Below are 24963 nucleotides of genomic sequence, written 5' to 3'. Positions count from 1 at the left end.
GACCTAATTTTTAGTGTAATTGCTCATGTTGTGGTCGATGTTCTTCACGTGGTGACATTTCCTCAAATAAATGAATAATTGCCAAGCGAACAAATTCATACACTTCCATGTAATCTTGTTCGTCTTCTTCAGTTTCACTGTCAAACTCACCACCCACATGCACTATATTGACAATATCTTGTAAGGTTTCTTGAATATCGCCTTTGGCTAAACGCTCATCATCTGCACGTACAGCCAAACCAAAACCAGCCAACATTCCCTGACACCAATCACTTAAAGCAATGACTCTTTCGGTTAACGTAAAGTCGTCATTCGGCACTAAAGGTGTAAAAATTATCTCAGATGAGCCTAAAGCCTCTAGCGTTGCTAATTGCATTTGCCATAAACTTGCAATTAGTGCATCATCAAAGGCTTGGTCGGTTTCGGTATGAGCCTCCAAAAATTTGATCAGTTGTTGTTTATTTAAACGAAAACCTGCTGCTAACAAGCCTGTAACAAAACCGTGTACTTCACTAGCGGAAGCAGTTAATTGCAAGTCTTGTAACAATTGTTTTAACTCTTGCAATGTTGGAGCAGCAGCAACTGGATGCATAATAATAATCTCTCATAAAACAGGTCTGCGCAATAATTCTGCCAGCCCTAAAAAGAGAACTTAAGTGTCTTGTTTAACATTTTTGTTAAACAAAACGTAAGCCCTCATTGACCTAGGTTAATAATCAAATCTATATTAGCCGCCAAATGCTTGTAGTGCGACAAAAAAATGCTAGAACAAGACTTACGCGCGTTAAATTCGCGCATTGACAGCTTAATTAACAAGGTTCAAACCCTCAGTGCCGAAAATAATAGCTTAAAACAAGCCTTAGGTGAGTTTCAAAGCGTTAAAACGAAAATTGAGAGTTTAACCACCGAAAACGACAGACTTCGTCAACAAGAAAATGTTTGGCTGACTGAACGCCAAAAACTGCTTGCTGAACGTGAAGAATTATCTCGCAAAAACGACCATGCGCGTGCGCGTGTCGAAGCGATTATTTTACGTTTAAAAGCTTTAGAAACGCCCGAAGCTTAATTTATTGACAACATTATGCACTAATTTGCTGAATTAGTTGTGTTGTCTGTGCTTGTTGAGGAAAGAAAAATGTCTAATCAAAACGTTGACCTCGTTATTTTTGATAAAACCTATAAAATTGAATCGCCTATTGAAGAACAAGAATCTTTATTAGCGGCTGCCAAGTATTTAGACGGCAAAATGAAAGAAATTCGTCAAGCAGCACGTGGTTTAGAAAGCGAACGTGTTGCGGTTTTAGCTGCATTAAATATTTGCCATGAGTTATTTCAAAGTAAGCAGCAAGCGGATATGGCTCAAAAAATTGGTCAAGCATTACAGATCTTGACTGGTAAGATTGATAAAACTTTAGCTCAAAATAGCTAATTTTTGTTTTAACTGCTTATCTGCTAATCATGTACACTTGCAAGTTATGTTCAGTCGGTTATACTGAACACATCTCTGGAGTGTACGCCAATCTATCGCGTCCCCTGAGCCGATAAATTTTTCTTATGGAAATGACGTATTGTTTTGGTGTGCAGGTCTGCCAAGCCGCAAGGCCGCTGGTTCAGAAAGCCTAAAAAAGCATACTTATTTCCTCCTTGAACCTCTGGGTTCAAGGGTCTAGATGGATAGCGGCACTTTGGAGCTTTATCTAAACTTTTTATGTCCAATCAACGTCAACTACTGCGTAAAACCTTACGTCAAAAACGTAAAAATCTGTCGTTATACCAACAAAAAAAATCGGCACATCAACTTGCTAATCAATTTCGTCATCTCACTATCTTTAAAACCGCCAATAAAATAGCTGTTTATCAAGCGACTGATGGTGAAATAAATCCTTATTATTTAATGAATCTAATATGGGCTTATGGTAAACAATGCTACTTACCTGTACTCAGACGATTTCCTAATCAAGAATTAGGTTTTGTGCGTGTTTATAAAACGAGTCGTCTGCACCTCCACCGCTATGGTTTTAAAGAGCCAAAGGCTAAGCATAGATTATTTATTTATCAACTCGACTTGGTTTGTCTTCCTTTGGTTGGATTTGATGCCACAGGTAAGAGATTAGGCATGGGTGGCGGATTTTACGATCGAAGCTTAGCTCGCTCCCCAAAAAAACATGTTTATAAATTAGGTTTAGCTCATGATTGCCAACAAATAGAACAATTACAAAGCCAGTCTTGGGATATTCCTTTAGATGCTATTATCACACCTTCCCAATTGATTCGGGTAACTAATTGCTAATGTAAACGCTTAGCAAAGCGTAAACGTCTAGATAAATCTCTGACTTCGCGATCACTGATTGCATCAGCATAATCCAACACAGCACGAGCATATTCTTTATTTTGTTTAAACCAAACGAGATCAATAACACGCCCTGTCGCACGCCGTACCGCAACATAAAATTGAGTATGAATGGTAAAATCATCTTCTAATGGCGAGTTTCGTTCAGTAGGCATAATAGTCTCGTCCAAAAACTAAGCACTCTGAACAATAACATCCATAAGACATACAATCAGGAAATATTGTTCAACAATTGAACAACACCCTCACTTATGCCAAGATCAACGCAATGATAAAATCTGCCAACCTTTCTCTTGGGCATGGGCTAATAATTTAGCATCAGCATCCACCACAACAGGCACATCAACGATTGATAACAAAGGTAAATCGTTGTGTGAATCCGAATAAAAAGTTACTTTATCAAAACGTTTATTTTGCTGTGCTAACCAAGCTTGATAACGGGTAATTTTACCTTCTTTATAACAAGGTACCCCAAAAACTTTTCCTGTATAACGCCCATCTACTTTTTCTGGCTCAGTGGCTAATACTTGTGGAATACCAAAAGCTTCACCAATTGCTTGTGTAATAAAACGATTAGTTGCGGTAATAATCAACAATTCATCGCCTGCTGCACGATGCTTTGCAATTAAAGCTTGTGCTTTAGGCAACATAATCGGACGAATGACTTCACTCATAAATTGTTGATGTAATTGTTGTAAATACGCAGTGTCATGTTGTGCTAAAAAGCTAAAGACAAATTCACTATAGGCGATAATATTTAATTGACCTGCACAATAATCGGCATAAAACTTATCATTTTGGGCTTTATACCATTGGCTATCGACTAAATTGTTATCAACCAAAAACTCGCCCCATGCGTGGTCAGAATCCCCAGCAATTAAGGTATTGTCTAAATCAAAAATGGCTAAATTCATGGTCTTACTCGTGAATGATAACAGGCGTATAAACAGGGACTAAATCAAAAAGTTGGATAATATCTTCATTGCGCATTCTAATACAGCCATGTGATTTGGGAATGCCCATCGGCTCGGTATCTGGCGTGCCATGAATATAAATATAACGGCGCATGGTATCACACTGACCACCACGGTTTTTACCTAACTCACAACCTGATAACCACATAATGCGGGTTAAAATCCAATCTCGTGTGGGAAATTGTGCGGCTAATTGAGCATTATAAATTTCACCCGTTGGTCGACGCGCTTTAAATACACTGTTTATTGGTTGATTCTGGCCAATCTTTGCACGAATAATATGTTGTCCACGTGGGGTTTGCTCACTGCCCTGTATTTCACCTACCCCCTTTAAGGCGGATGAAATAATAAATTGTGCGATTATTTGTTGCTGCTGCCATACGGTTAATTGTTGTGTGGCAATATTAATTTCTATGTTCAAGTTAAGTATCCGACTGACAAGTAATATGTTTATGATAATGTTCAATAATAATATGAGCAGCCTCTTCAGCACTATCAACTAAAGTCATCAATTCAATATCACTAGGATCAATACACCCTCTTGCTAACATCACGTCTTTAAACCATGTTAATAAACCCTGCCAATAATCTTTACCAACTAATACCACAGGAAAAGGTTCGCTTTTTTGGGTTTGAATTAAAGTTAAGGCCTCAAAAAGCTCATCTAACGTGCCAAACCCTCCTGGTAAAATCGCAAAAGCAATCGCATGTTTCATAAACATAAACTTGCGTACAAAAAAATATCTAAAACTAAGGCTAATATCTTGATAACGATTAGGTTTTTGTTCATGTGGTAAAGTAATATTTAAACCAATAGATAAACTACCATTTTGATAAGCGCCTTTATTAGCCGCTTCCATAATACCCGGCCCACCACCTGTAATCACCGTTAAACCTGCTTGGGATAATAAACAACCTAATTTTTCGGCTTCGGTATAATATGGGTCTGTGGGTGATAATCTGGCACTACCAAAAATATTCACAGCATGTTGAATTTTAACTAAATGCTCTATGCCATCCACTAACTCTGATTGAATCCGCAAAACCCGCCATGCTTCAGGCATTTTTTTATCAAACATAAAACACCTCTCGTTTAAGACTTACGCCATTATTCAAATGCGTAAGTTATGAGTTTTTATACTTTTTTTGTTGTAAAAAATACATTGCACTACTAATGGTAATCGCTGCTAATAACAATGCAAATGCAATTTGTGAGTCAGTTGTCCAGACATGACGTGGATCGGTAAATAACGCGACATTCATACCAAAAATACCTGCAATCACCACCGCAGGCAAGAAAATCACTGATACCCAAGTCAGTCTTAATAAAGTTTGGTTAGTTTTTTCGGCTTGTTGCGCAGACAATAATTGCTCTAAGCTAAAATGAATATCACGTAAATGCTGAATTTTAGTTAAGGCACGCTGTACTTGATCTGCTAGATGCTGAAAATACGGCATGGCTTCTTGTTGTAAAATATTGGGCTGAATTTGATGAAATGCGCCTTGTGTCGGGTCTAATAAGGCATTCGTTAAACGTTCAAAAGCATCAAACTGTTTACGCAACCACGCAATATGAATGCGTAATTCAACTAATTTTTTCGCATTAGGTAAATGTGCAAACTCTTTTAAAGGATCATCTTTTAACTCGTTTTTTTGTTCAAAACGTGGTCTTTTTCCTTCCTTACGTTGTAAAAACAAATCTTCTAATGCATAAGTTTGATGTTCGTTTCTGAGAAGTTGTGCATTTAAACCTTCTAACATCACACGTAAAATACCAACAAACACATAAGCAGTCGTTTGATGCTGTCGTGCACGCTCTTTAAAGGCATCAGTATTGAGCAGCTCATCAATCCCTTTAATATGTTGACTACGTCGTGTCCAAATAAAATCGGGATAAATAATCATGGATAATGTTTGTTCACCATCCATTTCACAATCTAAATCGGGAATAATAATGTGATCATGATGGGTAAACTTGGTAATGACAGGCTGTTTACGCACATGCAAATCATAACCACTGTATTCATGTGGGCTATGAATCCCTTGCAATAACTCATCATTATTATTAACAATTTCATCAATCCATAACCATGTTTTGGCGGCTTCATTTGCCTGTGGCAATTCAAAAAAACTATCTTTCGCTTGTCCTTGATATTGGCCTAAATAATGTCTTTCGTAAGGTAAGGTTAAATCAGGATAATGATGCGTCATAAAAACTCCTTTTAGTCGTATTTACCCCCCTGCCTTCGGCATCCCCCCTTAATAAGGGGGGACTGAGGGGGGTAGCAATAAAAAAGGACACTTACAGCTTTCGCCATAAGTGCCCTTCTTTGCATGTCTAAAAATTAACCAGCAATTTTTGCTTTTAATTCACGACGACGACGGTGTAAGACTGGCTCAGTATAACCGTTTGGTTGAGCACAACCTTCAAACACTAACTCTTTAGACGCTTGGAAAGCCACGCTGTCATCAAAGTTTGGTGCCATTGGTTTGTATAATGGGTCATTAGCGTTTTGACCATCAACCACAGAGGCCATACGTTGCATAGCTTCTAACACTTGATCTTGTGTGCAAATACCATGACGTAACCAGTTAGCTACGTGTTGGCTAGAAATACGCAAGGTTGCACGGTCTTCCATTAAGCCGATATTGTTAATATCTGGCACTTTAGAACAACCCACACCTTGGTCAATCCAACGAACCACATAACCTAAAATGCCTTGGCAATTGTTATCAAGTTCATTTTTGATTTCTTCAGCAGACCAATCCGTATTTTCTGCTAAAGGAATGGTTAAGATGTCATCAACATTAGCACGAGCACGAGACTTTAATTCGTCTTGGCGAGCAAACACATTGACTTTATGGTAATGCATAGAGTGTAAAGTCGCGCCTGTTGGTGATGGTACCCAAGCAGTATTTGCGCCAGCCATTGGGTGGGCAATTTTTTGCTCAACCATGTCTTTCATTAAGTCTGGCATTGCCCACATGCCTTTACCGATTTGTGCTTTACCTTGTAAACCACAAGCTAAACCGATATCAACGTTCCAGTTTTCGTAGGAAGCAATCCATTTAGCTTTTTTCATGTCAGCTTTACGAATCACTGCACCTGCTTCCATAGAAGTATGGATTTCATCACCAGTACGATCTAAGAAGCCCGTGTTAATGAACATCACACGATCTTTAGCAGCACGGATACATTCTTTGAGGTTAACAGTGGTACGACGCTCTTCGTCCATAATACCCATTTTTAAGGTATTTTGTGCTAAACCTAAAGCTTCTTCTACACGAGTGAAGATTTCGTTAGCAAACGCAACTTCTTCTGGACCATGCATTTTTGGCTTAACAATATACACAGAACCTGTACGAGAGTTCTTTAAAGAGCCATTGCCCAATAAATCGTGTTTTGCAATCAATACCGTCACTAAGGCATCCATAATGCCTTCTGGAATTTCTTCACCTTTATACAATACGGCTGGGTTAGTCATTAAATGACCAACGTTACGCACTAATAATAAAGAACGACCATGCAAAGTTAGGCTGCCACCATTTAAAGCAGTGTAAGTACGATCAGCATTCATGGTACGAGTTAAGGTTTTGCCACCTTTTTCGAAAGACTCAACCAAGTTGCCTTTCATTAAACCCAACCAGTTGCCATAGACTTCAACTTTGTCTTCAGCGTCAACGGCAGCCACAGAGTCTTCACAGTCACAAATCGTGGTTAACGCAGACTCAATTACTAAATCTTTGATTTTTGCTGGGTCTTGTTGACCAACAGGATGATTGCCATCAAATTGAATATCAATGTGCAAACCGTTGTTTTTTAATAAAATGCTAGTTGGCGCACTAAGATCACCAGCATAACCCACTAATTTTTCTGGGGATGCTAAACCAACTTTGCTGCCATCTTTTAAGCTAACTTCTAATGCACCATTAACAATAGCATAAGCGACGGAATCGGCATGAGAGCCAGTTGCCAAAGGAGCGGCTGTGTCTAATAAAGTACGAGCATAAGCAATCACTTTAGCACCACGAGCTGGGTTGTAGCCTTTGCCTTTGTCTGCACCACCTTCTTCGCTAATCACATCGTTGCCATACAAGGCATCGTATAAGCTACCCCAACGAGCATTAGCTGCGTTTAAGGCATAACGCGCATTTTTAACAGGCACAACTAATTGTGGGCCAGCAATACGGGCAATTTCGTCATCTACGTTTTGTGGATTAACGCTAAAATCTTCGCCTTCTGCTACTAAATAGCCAATTTCTGTTAAAAAGGCTTTGTAAGCAGCAAAATCAAACTTTGGATTAGCTTGATGCCATGCGTCAATTTGCGCTTGAATTGCATCACGCTTAGCTAATAAAGCTTTGTTTTTTGGCATTAAATCAGCAACAATCGCCTCAAACTTAGTCCAGTAATCATCAACGCTGATTCCAGTACCTTCAATCGCTTGATTAACAATAAAATCATATAATTCTTTAGCAATCGCTAACTCACCACGTTGAACACGTTCGGTCATCTTGTCACCCTTTAATCAATAAGCCACGCCAAAGCTAATGCTTGGCTTTTAAAAACGCGCTATTGTAGCGAAATTAACAGGCAGTTGCTATTTTCTTAACTTATAGATAACTGCTTTTAAGCCAAATTATCACTGTTTCTTTGATTATCACGTTTTTTTAATAATTGACGCCAAAAAATAAGGGCATCAGAAGATGCCCTTTTGGAAAAAAACCAATCAATGTGAACGTGCATCTCGCCAGAAATTATTTAAGGTTCTAGCCGTCAATGCAGGAACATCTACCATGGGTAAATGGCCAACACCTTTTAATTTTTTAACCTTGGCATGTGGAATTAATTGCTTAAATGTCTCAACACAAGAATGATGAAGCACTTGATCTTCTTCACCCCATAAAATCATGGTTGGCACAGACACAGCTGATACACCATCACGCTCGCATTGCAAAGAATGTGCAATCATATGGTGAAACAAATGGCGATTAACATGACGACGAGACACCATTTCTTGTCCCATTGCCGAAGCCAACACTAAGGATAATGCTGTGCGTTTACGCTCTAATACCGCATTAAATAAACGTACTACTTCCGCATAATTACTAGGTACTAAAGTATTATTGCCTACTAATAGACCTCGTTCAAAAGGCGTTGAACCATGTTGCCCTCTCACACCTGCAGCATTCATCAAAGTCAAGGTTGCAGTAACATCTGGATGGCGAGAGGCTACCAAACCAGCAATACCCCCACCCATAGAACTCCCAACAAAATGCCCTTTAGCAGGTAATACTTTTTTCGCCCACTCAGCAATTCGATCTGCTTGTTGATCTAAGCCATAGACTTTTTCATGACGAAAGTGACTTTCACCCCATGCAGGCAAATCAGGCACATACAAACGATAACGTTTTGCTAAAAATGGCAATAACAACAACCAATTTTCTTTGTTTGAAGCAAAACCATGTAACAAAACAACAGGCTCGCCATGCGGATTGCCACCTTCCAACCAAATCATGGCAGCACCATCTACATCCATACGACATTTGCGCAAACCAATCACTCTTCCTTGTAATTCACGTAATAATGGCCACAATTGACCTGTTGGTCGCCAACCACGAATCGCCTTTGGACATGCTTTTTCAGCATTAGCGATATAAGCGGGAGCGATCTCATGAACAAGAGCTTTTTCAATATGCTTAAGTGCCGATGTCATTTTTTCTTAACCTGTTGGAACTAAAGTACTATTACTGAAACATTAACATACCGAGCGTCCGGTAACAGGTGCTTTTAGGACAATTGACCATGCTTTTTAGGTCAATTGTCCTGATTGAATAAACATTAATTTATTCACGAAAATGTAATTTTTTGCTATAATCTATATCCCTTTAGGGAGTAGCTTTTGTTAGTTAGCCATTAACTAACAAGTATTTATCAACAAACTTGTTCATCGAACATGGTAAATACGACTTGATATTATCGGTTTAGCGAGACTAAAGATTAAAAACATCCGCTCTTATTGTTATGTCAATAACAACAAGAATATGACATGGCTATGTCTCATCATGGCATAGATGTATATTCTTAGAGTATTTTCTGAGCGTCAGCCAGATGTTTTTAATCTTTGGTTTTTTGGCTGACGCGGAGTATGTTATGACAGCTTTGTTGTTGGCCACTGCCTTAGTTGCTCTCGCCGAAATGGGTGATAAAACCCAACTCCTTGCCTTTTTGTTAGCTGCACGTTTTCGCCAACCTATCCCCATTGTTTTGGGTATCTTTGTTGCAACTATTATAAATCATGCTTTTGCAGGTGCAGTAGGTATGTATTTAAATAGCTTAATTGGCCAAGACAATATGCGTTGGATTTTAGGCATTGGTTTTTTAATCATGGCTGCTTGGCTACTTATTCCAGATGAATTAGACGAACAACAGGAACAAGACTCCTCACGTTTTGGTGTGTTTGGCACCACTGTCATTGCCTTCTTTTTGGCAGAAATGGGTGATAAAACTCAAATTGCTACTGTCGCCTTAAGTGCTAAATATGCCGCTGATTTTGTTTGGGTGATTCTTGGCACAACATTAGGCATGATGCTAGCCAACGTTCCAGCCGTGTATTTGGGCAATCATTTTGCACAAAAATTACCAATACGCTGGATACATGGTATTGCTGCTAGTATTTTTGCATTAATTGGCATTTTAATCTTATTAGGGAAAACAGGCTTTTAATGTAAAGATGCAAGATTAAAACCTAAAGTTGTTTTACTTTTGTTAAAAATCAGGCAAAATACGCCACCTTAAAATATGCGCTATCTCATTGGGCAACTATAAACATCCCTTTGTGTCCGCATAAAACTTGAATTTTTTACAATCTAAGGTTGTTATGTCAAATAAAGAAGAGCAAATTGAGATGGATGGTACAGTGGTCGACACTTTACCAAACACCATGTTTCGTGTGCAGTTAGAAAATGGTCATATTGTGACCGCACACATCTCTGGTAAAATGCGTAAGCACTATATTCGTATTTTAACCGGTGACCAAGTCAAAGTTGAAATGACTCCTTATGACTTGACTAAAGGCCGTATTACCTACCGCGTACGTTAATCGACCGGCTTAATATAAAAAAGGGCTTACGTTATACGTCAAGCCCTCTTTTGCTTTGTTAAGAAATTTTACCTTAAGCAGGCGCTGCTGTCTTTTTCTCAGTTGCTTCAACATGGAGAACGATCGCATCATTCTCAACCGTTACATGCACATGACCACCACCTACCAAGTCACCAAACAAAATCTGTTCAGCTAAAGGCTTTTTCAGATTTTCTTGAATAACGCGAGCCATTGGACGAGCACCCATTTGTTTGTCATAACCTTTCTCGGCCAACCATGAACGAGCTAGTTCATCGACTTCAATGACCACATGTTTATCATCTAGTTGTGCTTGTAATTCAACTAAGAACTTATCAACCACACCTGCAATAATAATTGGGTCTAAGGCCTTAAATTGAATAATTGCATCTAAACGGTTACGAAACTCTGGCGTAAACATCTTTTTCATGACTTCCATAGCATCAGTGCTATGGTCTTGCTGAGTAAAGCCAATACTAGCACGAGACTCTGCTTCTGCACCTGCATTAGTTGTCAGTACCAAAATCACATGTCTAAAGTCTGACTTACGGCCATTGTTATCAGTTAACGTACCATGATCCATCACTTGTAATAACAAGTTAAAGACTTCTGGATGGGCTTTTTCAATCTCATCTAATAGCAATACACAATGTGGATGCTTAGCAATTGCTTCGGTTAACAAGCCACCTTGATCAAAACCAACATAACCTGGTGGCGCACCAATCAAGCGAGAAACAGTATGACGCTCCATATATTCGGACATATCAAAGCGGACTAATTCAATGCCTAAAATTTTCGCTAACTGTTTGGTAACTTCTGTTTTACCAACACCTGTAGGCCCTGCAAATAAGAAACAGCCAACGGGTTTTTCGGGTGCTTTTAAACCTGCACGTGATAATTTAATCGCTGAAGATAAAGCAGTAATAGCATCATTTTGACCAAACACAGTCATTTTGAGATCACGCTCTAAATTACGTAAAGCTTCTTTATCATTCGCCGAGACAGATTTTGGTGGAATACGGGCAATTTTGGCAATCACCTCTTCAATTTCACCAACACCAATGGTTTTTTTGCGTTTGCTAACAGGTTGTAAACGTTGTAATGCACCTGCTTCATCAATCACATCAATGGCTTTATCGGGTAAAAACCTCTCATTGATATAACGACTTGCTAATTCAGCCGCAACTTCTAGGGCTTTTTCGCTATAACGTACGCCATGATGCTCTTCAAAACGTGATTTTAAACCTTTCAAAATTTGATAAGTTTCGCCAACAGTTGGCTCAGGAATATCAATTTTTTGGAAACGACGAGCTAATGCACGATCTTTTTCAAAAATACCACGATACTCTTGATAAGTTGTCGAACCCATACAACGCAACGAACCATTAACTAAGACAGGCTTTAATAAATTAGAAGCATCCATCACACCACCACTTGCAGCACCTGCACCAATAATGGTATGGATTTCATCAATAAACAAAACAGCGTCTTGTTGTTTATTTAGCTCACTTAATACCGCTTTAAAACGTTTTTCAAAATCACCACGATATTTTGTGCCTGCCAATAACGCACCTAAATCTAGGCTATAAACCACCGATTTCGCTAATGGCTCTGGTGCTTTATTGCTTACAATCAACCATGCCAAGCCTTCTGCAATCGCAGTTTTACCCACACCCGGTTCACCCACTAACAAAGGATTGTTTTTACGACGACGACACAGAATTTGGGCAGCACGTTCAATTTCGGCATCACGACCAATCAGCGGATCAATTTTTCCAGCTAAGGCCAATTCATTCAAGTTACTGGTATAAGCAGCCAATGCACTCTTTGGTACTAATTCACCATCTTCATCTGTTTGGTTTTGAATTTGCTCATTTGCATCGTCATCTGCTTTATTTTCATCACTTTGCTTACTAATGCCATGCGAAATAAAGTTAACAATATCTAGACGACTAATGTTTTGCTTTTTCAAGAAATAAACAGATTGCGATTCTTGCTCTGAAAAAATCGCGACTAAAACATTTGCACCTAAAACTTCTTTTTTACCTGATGACTGCACATGAAATACAGCACGTTGCAACACCCGTTGAAAACCCAGCGTTGGTTGAGTTTCACGATCTGTATCTTTAGTCGGAATTTTAGGGGTAGTTTCTTCAATAAACTGACTTAATTCACGTCTTAAGGTTGCAATATCGCCACCACAGGATTTAAGCACTCTTACTGCGGATTCATTGTCTAATAAAGCTAATAGGAGATGCTCAACGGTCATAAATTCATGGCGTTTCGCACGGGCATCACGAAAGGCCAAATTTAATGAAACTTCTAAATCGCGACTTAACATAGCAACTCCTATATTTTTAGGTAGGACTTACATGGTTATCGCTTATTTTTATTGCTTGGATCAAGCGGCCTTTTGTAACAGCCGCTTTAATTGAGCAAAATTTAAGCCTTTACCTATAAATCCTGTTTTTAATCAGGCTTTTGCTCAACTCGACACATTAAGGGATGCTGATTGTGCCGCGCGAAATCAATCACTTGTTGAGCTTTGGTTTCAGCTATATCTTTTGGATATAACCCTGCAACCGCTTGTCCTTGATGATGAATAGTTAGCATAACTTGTGTTGCTTGCTCAATATTCATTGCAAAAAAATCTTCTAATACTTCTACCACAAAATCCATGGGTGTGTAGTCATCATTTAGCAAAATCACTTGATAAAACGATGGTTTTTTGAGCTGTGGTTTTGCTGTTTGCTCTATAACAGCGGTATCACCATCATTTGCCATGTCATCGTGATTGGCCATTTGAATTGATATTAGTTCATCTACAAACATATTGCTCATAACAAGCAGCCTACAAACATAAGCTCATATTTCTATAAGCCTTAACAAAGTTATGGGTGGAATTGTGCAAAATCTCAAGTGCAATTTCGTATTTTGCGACAAAATAGAGTGAAAGTACGATAAAAGATAGCTTATAAATGAATAAGCTAAACGGCAGATATTTTAAAGCTTAATGATGAAAAATAAGCAATTTTTTTATTTATTTTGTAAGCGGTTTTAAATCGTGTATTACCCTAATGTCAGTCAGACTCTGTTCCCTGAGCGAAGTCAAAGGGCAATCACCCCGACTTCGCTCAACCAACACAAAAATGCACCCTGAGCGAAGCCGAAGGATTATGTTGAGGAAGTTACGTTAAATCTGCGCGGCTAATTCTGCGCCTTGACGAATCGCACGTTTAGCATCTAATTCAGCAGCAACGTCTGCACCACCAATTAAATGCACTGTTTTACCCAATGCTTCAATCGCCGCTTGCAATTCACGTTGTGGCTCTTGACCTGCACAAATAATCACGTTATCTACGGCCAAGACTTGAGGCTGACCATTGACGCTAATGTGCAATCCTTCATCGTCAATTTTGGTGTATTCCACACCTGTAATCATGTTGACGCCTTTTTTGAGTAAGGCTTCACGATGCGCCCAACCTGTGGTTTTACCAGGCCCCGTAATTTTTTTGTTTTTGCGCTGCAACAAATACACTTCACGAGGACTTGGACTGACTTGAGCCTCAACACCTTCAATACCACTACGTGCTTGCAAAGTCTTATCAATGCCCCACTCGCGTAAGTATTCATCAATATCCAAGCTAGAAGGCACATGATGTGGGTCATGTACTAAAAACTCAGAGGTATCCACGCCAATGCCACCTGCACCAACCACTGCAACTCGTTGACCTACAGGCTTTTTATCACGCAAAACATCAATATAGTTCATTACTTTTGGATGATTAATACCTTCTAAAGGCAATTGACGTGGCACAATACCTGTGGCTAAAACCACTTCATCAAACTCAGCCACATCCGTTGCGCCAACACGTTTACCTAATTGTAAATTAACACCGTGTTTTTTAACCATTGCACCAAAATAACGAATTGTTTCGTTAAATTCTTCTTTACCCGGTACTTGTTTGGCAATATTAAATTGACCGCCAATTTGCGTATCTTGGTCAAAAAGAGTAACGTTATGGCCACGCTCTGCGGCAACACTGGCAAATGACAAACCAGCAGGCCCTGCACCAATCACCGCAATATTTTTAGGCTTATCAGTTTTGACATAAATTAATTGGTCTTCATAACACGCTTGAGGGTTCACCAAACAAGAAGCCTGACGCAAAGCAAAGGTATGATCTAAACACGCTTGGTTACAACCAATACAGGTATTAACTTCTTCTTCTTTGTTGGCCGCTGCTTTATTAACCCAATCTGGATCTGCCAACATTGGACGCGCCATTGACACCATATCAGCATCACCTCGCGCAATAATATCCTCAGCATGAGATGGCATATTAATACGGTTAGAAGCAGATACAGGAATACTCACCGCCTCTTTCACTTTGCGCGTCACCCACGCAAAAGCACCACGAGGTACCATTGTCGCAATGGTGGGAATCTTGGCTTCATGCCAACCAATACCCGTATTAATAATATTAACACCCGCTTTTTCTAATTCTTGGGCAAGGGTAATGACTTCATCAAAGGTTTGGCCATCGGGTACTAAATCGAGCATCGACAAACGATAAACAATAATAAAATTTGTACCAACACGCGCACGAATACGACGAACAACTTCTAGTGGAAAACGCATACGGCGTTCAAAATCACCACCCCATTGATCATCACGCTCATTGCCACGTACTGTTAAGAATTGATTTAACAAATACCCTTCTGAACCCATGATTTCAATGCCATCATAGCCAGCTTGTTGTGCTAAAGCGGCTGCATTAACCCAGTTATCTAATTCTTGAAGAATCATTTCTTCAGTCATCGCTTGGGGTGGGAAAGGATAAATCGGTGATTTTTTACCAGAGGGAGAAACATTAACAGGATGATACGATTGACGACCTGCGTGTAATACCTGCATACAAATTCGACCACCTGCGGCATGGACGGCATCCGTAATTACTTTATGCTTTTTAGCATCAGCTTCGGTGAGCATGGCACACATACCCGGCCCTAACACGCCTAATTCAGATGGCGAAATACCACCAGTAATAATCAAGCCCACACCGCCTGCGGCACGACGAGCAAAAAAAGCCGCTTGTCTTTCGGGTGGAAACTCTTCAAGCCCTGTATGCATCGAACCCATGATGACACGGTTTGGCAAGGTAACAAAACCTAAATCTAATGGTTGTAATAAATGTTGAAATGGCTGTGACATGGCGAACCCTCAGCTAGCTAGCACTTGGTAGGTTTAAATTGCTGTACAACTCCAATATTTATGCTGTTTTATAGCATGCGTACAACAGTTCTAAAAAATTAGCCGTTTCTTATGTCACAAGGAGATAGCTCTCGTCAAGCCAAAAAGAGAGTTATTAGCACGAAAGTACCAAGTAACATTTACACTTAGTATTACATTATCATGACTAAGTACAAATTTTTTAATAAAACGGCTTTTTCTTGTGTTTAACAATACTCTGCCTACCACGTGCAGACAAGTCGTTTTAACGACTCCGTGTTCGCCATAAAAAAATATTTTTTATAACTAAAAGTTATAACTCTGTTGCATCATCAACATAGTCATAATCTTCATAATCAGCCCACTCATCAATTAAACTCTCATCGCGCATTTCTAATAATTCCATGATTCACTCCAAATTAGATTAGGGTCTGTTGACGCTATTGTTACATTTATAACTTCAACACCATTATTAAATCTATAAGCAATTACCGTACCATGACAAAGTTAAGACAATTTAATGACAATTGCCCCTAACAACAATCAAATAAAAATGATTATCTTTATCATATATAAAAATAAGTGTGTAAAGGATTGTTTTTTTGTGAGAACTCAGTGAATATCAAAACAATTCCATTTATAAAGTCATCCTTCTCTTCGTCTAAAAAATTATTGGTTTACTATTATGTCCGTCAGATTTGAAACTATCCAAGCACTCATCGTTACTATAGTTAATGAGCCTGAAAACACACTAGCTCGACAAACACTTCATCAAGCGATGCTTGATGCTAATTTTTATTTGGCTGCGTATGGCATTCCACTAGAAATGAAACAAGCTTTAGAGCAAAAGCCGCTGATTATTTCTCAACAATTGACCAAAATTCCATTACAAACTGCAACAAAAGGCAACAGCAAAGCATTAATTGCTTATAACGATTTAGTAACCTTACAAAAAAATGCGCCTAATCACTGGCAACTAGAAATGACAGGACGTGATTTATTAAATTTGCTGCTAATTAGCCCTAATTTTGATGCTATTGTCTTAAATTCAGCACAAGGCTGGGTGGGCATTACTCAAGAAGAAGCAAAAGCACTTGTGCAAACCACAGCATAGAGACTTCTTGTTATGAGTTATGTCATTCAAGGACTATACGATCCACAATTTGAACATGTTATAGACACTTTTTTGGCGCAGTTGCCACAAGCACCGCGCCAAGGTGGTGCAGCACTGACGGTATATCATCAAAATCAAAAAGTAGTGGATGTATGGGCTGGCGTTGCCAATAAACAAGGAGATCCGTGGCAAGAGCATAATATGAGCATTAGTTATTCAACAACAAAAGGCGTTTTGAGTACTCTCGCTCATATCTTAGTTGATGAAGGCTTGCTAAATTATGATCGCCCGATTGCTGACTACTGGCCTGCTTTTGGCCAAAATGGCAAGCATGGCATTACTTTACGCCATGTTTTAACCCACGAAGCGGGTTTATATCATTTGCGTAGCATGATTGCTGATGCCAAAGAAATGCTTGATTGGCCACATATGTTAACCATGATTGAACAAGCCAAACCTGTTCATGCGGCTGGCGCAAGAGTTGCCTATCATGCCATTTCTTTTGGTTGGATTGTCGGTGGTCTGATTGAAAAAGTCACCAAAGAGCCTTTAGCTGTCACATTAGCCAAAAAAATCAGCCAACCGTTACAGTTAGATGGTTGTTATATTGGCGTTCCAGAATCAGAGTTATATCGTTGTAACGAAATTATTGGTGCGCCCCGTTATCAAGCTAATAAAGCTCCTCCTAGCAAACTAAGTCAATGGCAACAGATTATTAGTGATAAAATTTTAAGAGCGACAGGCTTTGAACCAGAAACTGCGGCAGAAGCACTGATTCCTAAAGGCATGAGCCGATTTTATTTAGATGAACATACTAGTTTAAAAGCCTGTATCCCTGGTGCTGGTGGTGTATTTACTGCACGTTCATTAGCCAAAATGTATGCTGCTCTTGCTAATTGGGGAGAGCTTGATGGCGTAAGATTACTTTCTGCACGTACATTGGCCGAAGCAAGCAAAGTGCATAATACCCAGCGAGGTGATGTTGTGCCTATGGCAATGAATTGGCGTTTAGGTTATCACCGTGTGTTTACCACATGGCCTCGTACTCCTCATGCTTTTGGACATTTTGGTTATGGTGGCTCTGGTGCATGGGCTGACCCATCTAGACGATTAGCGGTTGGATATATTGTTAATACGGGGAGTGGTTCGCCATTTGCCGATTTACGACTATGGCGAATTAATACGGCGATTATTCAAAGTGTTGAATAATTTTTTGGTATTAAGACCTTGAGAAGCTTCAACTAAAACCCTCAAGGTCTTAGATTTTTCTAGAAAGCTTTACTCATAGAAAAATTGATTTGGTTTTCAGTCTCTAATTGCACACCATTCAAATTTTCATTAATGGGTGTCAAATATTCTACACCTACTCTTAATCCCTTTAGTTGTCCTACGGTTGCAACCCAGTTAGCACCAAGCCCTATTAACGTTTGTTCACCACCATAATTACCTTGAAAATCGGGTGGAGAACTATGATTATGGGAAACATTATAATGGCCACCATAACTATCTGTTTTGCTGTGCTGCAAACGGATAGAATTAGTAAATTCTGGCATCCAAGCGTAGCTTAACCAAACACTTGCTTGATTCATATCAGGTACTTTAACACCTAGATCATTCTCATCTTCTAAAGGTTGGCGTGTAAGTAACTGAGCTCCAAAGCCGATTTTATGATTTTTATAGTTATAGGTAATATTGGGCATGGCTTGCCATAAGCCTGCCCCTAATTGCATTCCATAGTGAACAGGTTTGCCATCGCCTCCCAATACAGATTCATCTCCTGTGGGAGCAATAAAAGCTAATGTTGCAATTAACTCATGTTGTTGATCTTTATAGACTTGATACATCGCTGCCAATGTTGTATCACCCATCCCTCGAACATCATGACTGTGATTGGCAACACCATGAGAACTATGCGCACTTGTTGTCGATTTATATAATCCATTAGCTGTCATCGTCATGCCCATATCCATATACATAGGCATAATCATTACATTAACTTTAGGTGATAACGCATACATAATGTCCAACATATGCATCGTCATAGTATGTTTTTGAGGCAACATCGCATATTTAGTTAATAATGAACTTTGTGATGACAATGAGTCTCCACCATTTAATAAGCTTCCTTGCTGAGTCACCTGTTGCACTCTGTATCCAATCATGGCACCGTGATGATGCATATGCTCAAACATAACACCTGCTGGTGCATGGCCATCTGCACGCAAATCACCATGACTATAATTCGCCAACATTGGTAATAAAATAAACATCGACACACGTTGTAACATGACTTCAATCACTCAAATGTTCAAAACGTGTGTATAGTAATAAAAAAAGTTACTTTTTCCGATGCGACATATTGTCGCAGGGCAAAGCAACCAAAGCTAAGCAATCCTTTGATACAACAAATCCCATACGCCATGCCCTAATCCTTGGCCACGGACTTCAAACTTCGTTAAAGGACGATATTCGGGACGTGGTGAAAACTGACCTTGACCCAATAGATTACGGTAGCCTTCGCTGGCTTCCATAATTTCTAAAATCCAAAACGCATAATGCTCCCAATCTGTCGCCGCATGGAAGATGCCGCCCTTTTTTAACTTTTGACGAATCAATTGCATATTATGGGTTTGCACAAAACGGCGTTTATGGTGTTTCTTTTTGGGCCACGGATCAGCAAAATATAATTGCACGGTATCAATACTATGATCGGCAAAATAGCCTTCTAACAATAATAAGGCATCACCATCAATCACCCGCAAATTGCTTAATTTACGCTCACCTGCCTCAAAACAAATTTGTGCCAAACCATTGGGATGAATTTCAATGCCAATAAAATCGCGCTCTGGAGCAGCCTCAGCCATTTGAATTAATGAACTGCCCATACCAAAGCCAATTTCTACGGTTAATGGTGCTTGACGACCAAAAATAGCTTGTTGATCAAAACGTTGATCTTCAGTCTCTAACAAATAATACTCGCCATATTCATCTAAACCTTTTTGCTGTGACGTGGTATAAGCCGACGAACGACGCATAAAAGTCATAATACGACGTGGATATTGTTTTTCAGTAACGATCTCAGACATGTTAAAAAAACTTACCTTCTAAAGGACTGGAAGCAGAAGCGTATAATTTTTTGGGCATACGACCTGCTAAAAAGGATTCACGGCCAGCTTCAACCGCTTTTTTCATGGCTGACGCCATTAAAATAGGTTTTTGTGCTTTGGCAATCGCGGTATTCATTAATACACCTGCACAACCTAATTCCATCGCAATCGCAGCATCCGAGGCTGTACCCACACCTGCATCGACAATAATCGGCACATTCGCTTGTTCCATAATAATACGCAAGTTATAGGGGTTAATAATCCCTAAACCTGAGCCAATTAAACTACCTAAAGGCATCACAGCTACACAGCCCATCTCCTCAAGTTGTTTAGCGACAATCGGATCATCAGAGGTATAAACCATGACCTCAAAACCTTCTTTAACCAATACTTCGGCCGATTTTAAGGTTTCAACAATATTGGGATATAAGGTTTTTTCGTCACCCAACACTTCTAACTTTACTAAGTTATGACCATCTAATAACTCACGCGCTAAACGACAGGTACGAATCGCATCTTCTGCGGTATAACAACCTGCTGTGTTTGGTAAAATGGTGTATTTTTCGGGAGAAATCACCTCTAATAAATTCGGTTCATTCGGATTTTGGCCAATATTGGTACGACGCACCGCCACCGTGACAATTTCTGCACCGCTTGCCTCAATCGCTAAGCGTGTTTCTTCGAGGTCTTTATATTTACCTGTACCAACTAATAAACGCGACTGATAACTCTGTCCCGCTATTTGTAATAGATCATTATTCATCATTCACAACTCTTTAAAACGTCAACCGCCACCAATGGCATGAACCACTTCTACACAATCATTTTCTTGCAATATCGTCGTAGTATGCAAACTTTTAGGCACAATTTCTTTGTTTAATTCAACCGCAACACGCCGACCTGTTATCTCTAACAACAACAATAAATCGGTGATTGAACAATCACTAGAGACTTGTTTCGGCTCACCATTTACCTGAATATTCATCATTTATAACCCTTTTTGCCAAGCAGCATAGGCCAACCACAACCAACCAATAATAAATGCTGTGCCACCAATGGGTGTAATTGCGCCAAACCAACGTGGAGCACCTAAAGTCATGGCATATAAAGAACCACTAAAAATGACAATGCCTATTTGTAACGCCCAAGCACTGCCTTTAGGCAAGGCTAATTGTGGCTGTGCAGCCATTAACGCACCAATCACTAATAATCCTAAAGCATGATAAAAATGATAATCAACGCCCGTATGCCACCATGCTAATTGCTCAGTCGTGACTTTGGCTTTTAAACCATGTGCACCAAATGCACCCAAGATCACCGCCAGAGCCAAATTTAACGCACCTAAAGAAAAAAACATGCTGTTTACTCACAAAAACAAACGCCGCGATAAACGCGGCGTAAGTGTAAAGGGATTTTCTCAGTCCGTCATCTAAACCGTACCTAAAGCTGCTTTAATTTTATCCATCGCATTTTTTTCTAATTGACGGATACGCTCAGCAGAGACGTTATATTCAGCGGCCAATTCATGCAATGTTGCTTTATCTTCAGCCAACCAACGACGGGTTAAAATGTCACGAGAACGTGCATCCAAACGATTCATGGCATTCATCAAACGTTCAGTACTGTTATCTTCCCAGTCACTTTCTTCAAGTTGACGCGCTGGGTCATAACGGTTGTCTTCTAAATAGTAGGCTGGTGCTTGATGCTGTTTATCTTCATCATCGTCTAAATGTGCTTCAAATGAGGCATCAAAGGCAGACAAACGCCCTTCCATCTCAAACACTTGTTCTGTTGTCACGTTGAGATCTTTGGCAATGGTTTCGGCTTCAACGTGTGTTAAGCCATGACTACCTTTTTTAAGGCTACGCAAATTAAAAAATAACTTACGCTGGGCTTTTGTGGTGGCAACTTTAACAATACGCCAGTTTTTAATCACAAATTCATGAATTTCGGCTTTAATCCAGTGCACAGCAAACGACACTAAACGCACACCCATGCTTGGGTCAAAACGTTTAACGGCTTTCATTAAACCAACGTTGCCTTCTTGAATTAAATCGGCTTGTTGTAGCCCATAACCCGCATAACTGCGCGCAATATGTACCACAAAACGCAAATGTGCTAACACCAATTGACGGGCAGCTTCTAAGTCTTGCTCGTAATAATAACGCTCCGCAAGATCACGCTCTTCCTCAGCACTTAAAATGGCTACCTGATTTACACTAGAAATGTATGCTCCTAGATTTACACCTGGAACAGAGAGCGTCACAGGCACTAAACCGCGACTATTGCTCATGGAAAAGTCTCCAATTATGTCAATAAATATGTGATTCGATGTTAAAGAAGCAAGTTATACTTACCTCTTTATTTCTTAATCATACCGCTAAATGATACACTTGACCAGTCGACAGTGTGTGAGTTTTATCGCGCTTATGTAATAAATCTTTACACTGGAAAGATTTGATCAAAAGCATGATATAATTAGGATCTGTGCACCTTTAAATCAAATTTACTTCCACTTCTAAACGCACGCCAAACTTATCATAAACGCTTTGCTGAATAGTTTTAGCCAAGGCCATCACTTCTTGCCCTGTTGCACTGCCACGATTCACCAGCACTAAGGCTTGTTTTTCATAAACACCTGCTTGACCAAGGCTTTGACCTTTCCAGCCTGCTTGTTCAATTAACCATCCTGCGGCTAATTTAACGTCTTGCTGTTGTGGGTAGGCCACAATATTGGGATATTGCTGTTTTAAATTCTCAAATTGTGTTTGGCTAATCACAGGATTTTTAAAAAAACTGCCCGCATTACCAATTTGTTCAGGATTAGGTAGTTTGCGTTGGCGAATCGCAATCACGGCTTGCGCCACTTGTTGAGGAGTTGGACTATCTATTCCTTTGCTAGTCAGTTCTTGACGAATATCGCCATATTGCACCGACACTTTTGCTATCTTGGACAAGCGAAAACGTACCGCGGTAATAATGTATTGGTCTTTTAAACGGCCTTTAAACACACTATCACGATAACCAAATTGGCACTCTGCCAAACTAAACTCACGTACTGTTGCTGTTTGTCGATGAATAGCACGTAAACTGACAAAATTATCTTTTAGCTCAACACCATAAGCACCAATATTTTGTACAGGGGCTGCCCCCACCGAACCTGCAATTAACGATAAATTTTCTAAGCCATACCACCCTTGTGTTAAACAGTATTGAACAAACTGATGCCAATTTTCGCCTGCCGCTGCTTCGACAATAACCTGATTATCATTCTCACTAATACAATGAACACCAAACAATTGTGGGCAAATGACCAAGCCATCAAAATCTTGGCTTAACAACATATTACTGCCACCACCTAAAATTAATACTTTTAGACGTTTGGCAGTCACTGTATTTAGCAAAGCTGCTAGTTGGCTTTCGTCATAAACATCGGCCAAAAAACGTGCCTTTGCCGTAATGGCAAAGGTATTGCGCGTTTGTAAGGAGGCGTTTTCACTAAAACGCATGGCTTTAACAACCACAGTTAGTTAATCCTTTGTTTTGCAATAGGGTTTTTAATAGATTTTCGGCAGTTGGTTCCACCAAATCTAAAACAATATCAAAACCTGTATCACTGCCATTATAAGGGTCTGGCACTTCTTGGTCTGGCTGTTGGTTGGGATGATAGTCTAAAAATAATTGCAATTTTGCTTTGGGGTCTTTGCAATATTTTTGAACTTTTTCCATTTCGGCAAAGTTCTTTTTATCCATCACTAAAATATGATCAAATTTTTTAAAATCTTGGGGCGAAATAAAACGCGCTCTTAACTTGGATAAATCATAACCGCGTGCTTTTGCATATTTTTGCGCACGTTTATCAGGCGGCTCACCAACATAATAGGCGGCTGTACCTGCGGAGTCGATATTAAACATATCTTTCCAACCCGATTTTTCCACCATGGTTTTAAACACACCTTCCGCCGTTGGCGAGCGACAAATATTGCCCAAACACACAAATAAAACATTAATTTTATCGGCATTGGGATTTTTTTCTACCACTTTAGGGGCTTGAGCCGCTTTTTGTGCCGCAACAATTGCTCGTACACGTTCCAAATCTTCTTGAGTATCAACACCAGCAGGTAAGTTAACACACGCCTTATCAACATGGATTTTTACGCCATAATATAAAGCGCGTAATTGCTCTAAGGCTTCGACTTGCTCCAAAACAGCAGGCGACCATTTGACATAAGCATTTAAAAAACTGACTTTATAGGCATAAATACCTAAATGTCGCCAATATAAATCTTTAACAGGCAGTTCTTTAATGCCTTGAGCAAAAGCATCACGCGCCCACGGCATGGGTGAACGGCTAAAATACATCGCCATATTATTGGCATCACGTACTAACTTAACAATATTCGGGTTGGTTAATTGGCCAACGTCTTCAATGGCTTCGGCTAAAGTCGCAATACCAGCTTGACGATTATTGGCTAAGTTAGCCGCTACTTGATTGATGACTTCGGGCGGAATTAACGGCTCATCACCTTGAACATTGACAATAATATCGTCATCATCCCATCGCATTTTGGCGGCAACTTCTTGCAAACGGTCTGTGCCTGACGGATGGTTCGGTGATGTCATCACCACTCTTGCACCATAGGGCTTTAATGCTTGGGCAATACGTTCATCATCGGTCGCCACAACAACGGTTTTTGCTTTACTTAATAAAGCACGCTCATAAACATGCACCACCATCGGTTTACCCGCAATATCCATTAACGGCTTGGCAGGCAAACGACTTGAACCATAACGCGCAGGAATAACAACTTTAAAATCGGCCATGGTTTATCCTAATTTTTCATCAAGGGTTAATTGGCGAGCTTCATTTTCTAACATTACAGGAATGTCATCACGAATTGGAAAAGCCAAACTATCTGCTTTACAAATTAATTCTTGTGCCTCAGCCTGATACTCTAAATGACCTTGGCAAATTGGACACACTAAAATAGCCAATAACTTTTTATCTAACATGGTTTAAGCTCTACAATAATTTATGCTACAGACAGCTATTCAACAGGTAAT

27 protein-coding genes and 1 other RNA gene are annotated in these 24963 nt (G+C 39.7%); 8 read left to right on the top strand and 20 right to left on the bottom strand.

The features are described from left to right. Positions 1-10: 10 nt before the first annotated feature. Positions 11-592, bottom strand: a complete 582-nt coding sequence (locus tag Q0212_RS04635; protein ID WP_297922912.1) for a UPF0149 family protein — start codon at positions 590-592, stop codon at positions 11-13. A 168-nt stretch (positions 593-760) separates the two neighbouring features. Between Q0212_RS04635 and Q0212_RS04630 the strand changes: the two genes are divergently transcribed. From Q0212_RS04630 to Q0212_RS04615, 4 genes are all read left to right on the top strand, one after another. Beyond that, entirely contained in the window at positions 761-1066 is a 306-nt protein-coding gene (locus Q0212_RS04630; protein WP_297922909.1) for a hypothetical protein, read from the top strand. Between the two features lie 69 nt (positions 1067-1135). After that, positions 1136-1429, top strand: a complete 294-nt coding sequence (locus tag Q0212_RS04625; RefSeq protein WP_297922906.1) for a cell division protein ZapA — start codon at positions 1136-1138, stop codon at positions 1427-1429. 69 nt (positions 1430-1498) lie between these two features. Then, positions 1499-1696: non-coding RNA, 6S RNA (gene ssrS, locus Q0212_RS04620), on the top strand. A gap of 12 nt (positions 1697-1708) precedes the next feature. Then, positions 1709-2290 carry a 5-formyltetrahydrofolate cyclo-ligase gene (locus Q0212_RS04615; protein ID WP_297922904.1) on the top strand — a complete coding sequence of 194 codons (582 nt, stop codon included), beginning with the start codon at positions 1709-1711 and terminating at the stop codon, positions 2288-2290. On the opposite strand, the gene Q0212_RS04610 is transcribed toward Q0212_RS04615, so the two are convergent. The 7 genes from Q0212_RS04610 to Q0212_RS04580 all read right to left on the bottom strand — a co-directional run bounded on the left by Q0212_RS04610 (position 2287) and on the right by Q0212_RS04580 (position 9041). Continuing rightward, a complete protein-coding gene (locus Q0212_RS04610) occupies positions 2287-2505 on the bottom strand; it encodes a hypothetical protein (RefSeq protein WP_297922902.1) in 219 nt (72 codons plus the stop codon). The two genes, Q0212_RS04615 and Q0212_RS04610, sit on opposite strands and share 4 nt — an antisense overlap. 105 nt (positions 2506-2610) lie before the next feature. Then, entirely contained in the window at positions 2611-3264 is a 654-nt protein-coding gene (locus Q0212_RS04605; RefSeq protein WP_297922899.1) for an HAD family phosphatase, read from the bottom strand. Positions 3265-3268: 4 nt separating this feature from the next. Continuing rightward, positions 3269-3745, bottom strand: coding sequence for a L,D-transpeptidase (locus tag Q0212_RS04600; protein WP_297922896.1), 477 nt, complete (start codon positions 3743-3745; stop codon positions 3269-3271). Between the two features lies 1 nt (position 3746). Beyond that, a complete protein-coding gene (locus Q0212_RS04595; RefSeq protein WP_297922893.1) occupies positions 3747-4403 on the bottom strand; it encodes a TIGR00730 family Rossman fold protein in 657 nt (218 codons plus the stop codon). Positions 4404-4449: 46 nt separating this feature from the next. Then, the gene (locus Q0212_RS04590) at positions 4450-5535 is read right to left on the bottom strand and encodes a CorA family divalent cation transporter (RefSeq protein WP_297922891.1); all 1086 of its coding nucleotides are present in this window, start codon (positions 5533-5535) and stop codon (positions 4450-4452) included. 134 nt (positions 5536-5669) lie between these two features. Beyond that, complete coding sequence (locus tag Q0212_RS04585) at positions 5670-7838, bottom strand: malate synthase G (protein WP_297922888.1); 2169 nt, start codon at positions 7836-7838, stop codon at positions 5670-5672. A 216-nt stretch (positions 7839-8054) separates the two neighbouring features. Further along, positions 8055-9041, bottom strand: a complete 987-nt coding sequence (locus tag Q0212_RS04580; protein ID WP_297922885.1) for an alpha/beta fold hydrolase — start codon at positions 9039-9041, stop codon at positions 8055-8057. 437 nt (positions 9042-9478) lie between these two features. On the opposite strand from Q0212_RS04580, the gene Q0212_RS04575 reads away from it, so the two are divergent. Further along, positions 9479-10051, top strand: a complete 573-nt coding sequence (locus Q0212_RS04575; protein ID WP_297922882.1) for a TMEM165/GDT1 family protein — start codon at positions 9479-9481, stop codon at positions 10049-10051. Positions 10052-10205: 154 nt separating this feature from the next. Further along, positions 10206-10427 carry a translation initiation factor IF-1 gene (infA, locus tag Q0212_RS04570; protein WP_297922879.1) on the top strand — a complete coding sequence of 74 codons (222 nt, stop codon included), beginning with the start codon at positions 10206-10208 and terminating at the stop codon, positions 10425-10427. A gap of 73 nt (positions 10428-10500) precedes the next feature. On the opposite strand, the gene clpA is transcribed toward infA, so the two are convergent. The 3 genes from clpA to Q0212_RS04555 all read right to left on the bottom strand — a co-directional run bounded on the left by clpA (position 10501) and on the right by Q0212_RS04555 (position 15660). Next, positions 10501-12786: an ATP-dependent Clp protease ATP-binding subunit ClpA gene (clpA, locus tag Q0212_RS04565; RefSeq protein WP_297922876.1), complete on the bottom strand. Its 2286-nt coding sequence runs from the start codon at positions 12784-12786 to the stop codon at positions 10501-10503. A 128-nt stretch (positions 12787-12914) separates the two neighbouring features. Next, on the bottom strand, positions 12915-13286 hold the full coding sequence (gene clpS / locus Q0212_RS04560; RefSeq protein ID WP_297922873.1) for an ATP-dependent Clp protease adapter ClpS: 372 nt from the start codon (positions 13284-13286) through the stop codon (positions 12915-12917). A gap of 352 nt (positions 13287-13638) precedes the next feature. Beyond that, complete coding sequence (locus Q0212_RS04555; protein WP_297922870.1) at positions 13639-15660, bottom strand: FAD-dependent oxidoreductase; 2022 nt, start codon at positions 15658-15660, stop codon at positions 13639-13641. Between the two features lie 703 nt (positions 15661-16363). Between Q0212_RS04555 and Q0212_RS04550 the strand changes: the two genes are divergently transcribed. Together Q0212_RS04550 and Q0212_RS04545 are read left to right on the top strand one after the other, a co-directional pair. Beyond that, a complete protein-coding gene (locus Q0212_RS04550) occupies positions 16364-16792 on the top strand; it encodes a hypothetical protein (RefSeq protein ID WP_297922867.1) in 429 nt (142 codons plus the stop codon). A 12-nt stretch (positions 16793-16804) separates the two neighbouring features. Further along, positions 16805-18001 carry a serine hydrolase gene (locus Q0212_RS04545; RefSeq protein ID WP_297922863.1) on the top strand — a complete coding sequence of 399 codons (1197 nt, stop codon included), beginning with the start codon at positions 16805-16807 and terminating at the stop codon, positions 17999-18001. A gap of 59 nt (positions 18002-18060) precedes the next feature. Here Q0212_RS04545 and Q0212_RS04540 read toward each other — a convergent pair whose 3' ends face one another. From Q0212_RS04540 to Q0212_RS04500, 9 genes are all read right to left on the bottom strand, one after another. Next, positions 18061-19080 carry a hypothetical protein gene (locus tag Q0212_RS04540; protein ID WP_297922860.1) on the bottom strand — a complete coding sequence of 340 codons (1020 nt, stop codon included), beginning with the start codon at positions 19078-19080 and terminating at the stop codon, positions 18061-18063. Between the two features lie 96 nt (positions 19081-19176). After that, a complete protein-coding gene (trmB, locus tag Q0212_RS04535) occupies positions 19177-19878 on the bottom strand; it encodes a tRNA (guanosine(46)-N7)-methyltransferase TrmB (protein ID WP_297922857.1) in 702 nt (233 codons plus the stop codon). A gap of 1 nt (position 19879) precedes the next feature. Beyond that, positions 19880-20662 carry a thiazole synthase gene (locus Q0212_RS04530; protein ID WP_297922931.1) on the bottom strand — a complete coding sequence of 261 codons (783 nt, stop codon included), beginning with the start codon at positions 20660-20662 and terminating at the stop codon, positions 19880-19882. Between the two features lie 21 nt (positions 20663-20683). Then, positions 20684-20887 (bottom strand): sulfur carrier protein ThiS, encoded by a 204-nt coding sequence (gene thiS / locus Q0212_RS04525; RefSeq protein ID WP_297922854.1) that lies wholly within the window; start codon positions 20885-20887, stop codon positions 20684-20686. Then, entirely contained in the window at positions 20888-21256 is a 369-nt protein-coding gene (locus Q0212_RS04520) for a DUF423 domain-containing protein (RefSeq protein ID WP_297922851.1), read from the bottom strand. Between the two features lie 72 nt (positions 21257-21328). Beyond that, positions 21329-22192, bottom strand: a complete 864-nt coding sequence (rpoH, locus tag Q0212_RS04515; protein WP_297922848.1) for an RNA polymerase sigma factor RpoH — start codon at positions 22190-22192, stop codon at positions 21329-21331. A 202-nt stretch (positions 22193-22394) separates the two neighbouring features. Continuing rightward, positions 22395-23408, bottom strand: a complete 1014-nt coding sequence (gene murB / locus Q0212_RS04510) for a UDP-N-acetylmuramate dehydrogenase (protein ID WP_297922845.1) — start codon at positions 23406-23408, stop codon at positions 22395-22397. Between the two features lie 4 nt (positions 23409-23412). Then, positions 23413-24723 (bottom strand): 3-deoxy-manno-octulosonate cytidylyltransferase, encoded by a 1311-nt coding sequence (kdsB, locus tag Q0212_RS04505; protein WP_297922843.1) that lies wholly within the window; start codon positions 24721-24723, stop codon positions 23413-23415. Between the two features lie 3 nt (positions 24724-24726). Next, positions 24727-24912 carry a Trm112 family protein gene (locus Q0212_RS04500; protein WP_297922840.1) on the bottom strand — a complete coding sequence of 62 codons (186 nt, stop codon included), beginning with the start codon at positions 24910-24912 and terminating at the stop codon, positions 24727-24729. Positions 24913-24963: the final 51 nt, after the last annotated feature.

This window comes from uncultured Agitococcus sp. (assembly GCF_937920075.1).
Lineage (GTDB): Bacteria > Pseudomonadota > Gammaproteobacteria > Pseudomonadales > Moraxellaceae > Agitococcus.
This window is presented reverse-complemented; position numbering and strand designations above follow the sequence as displayed.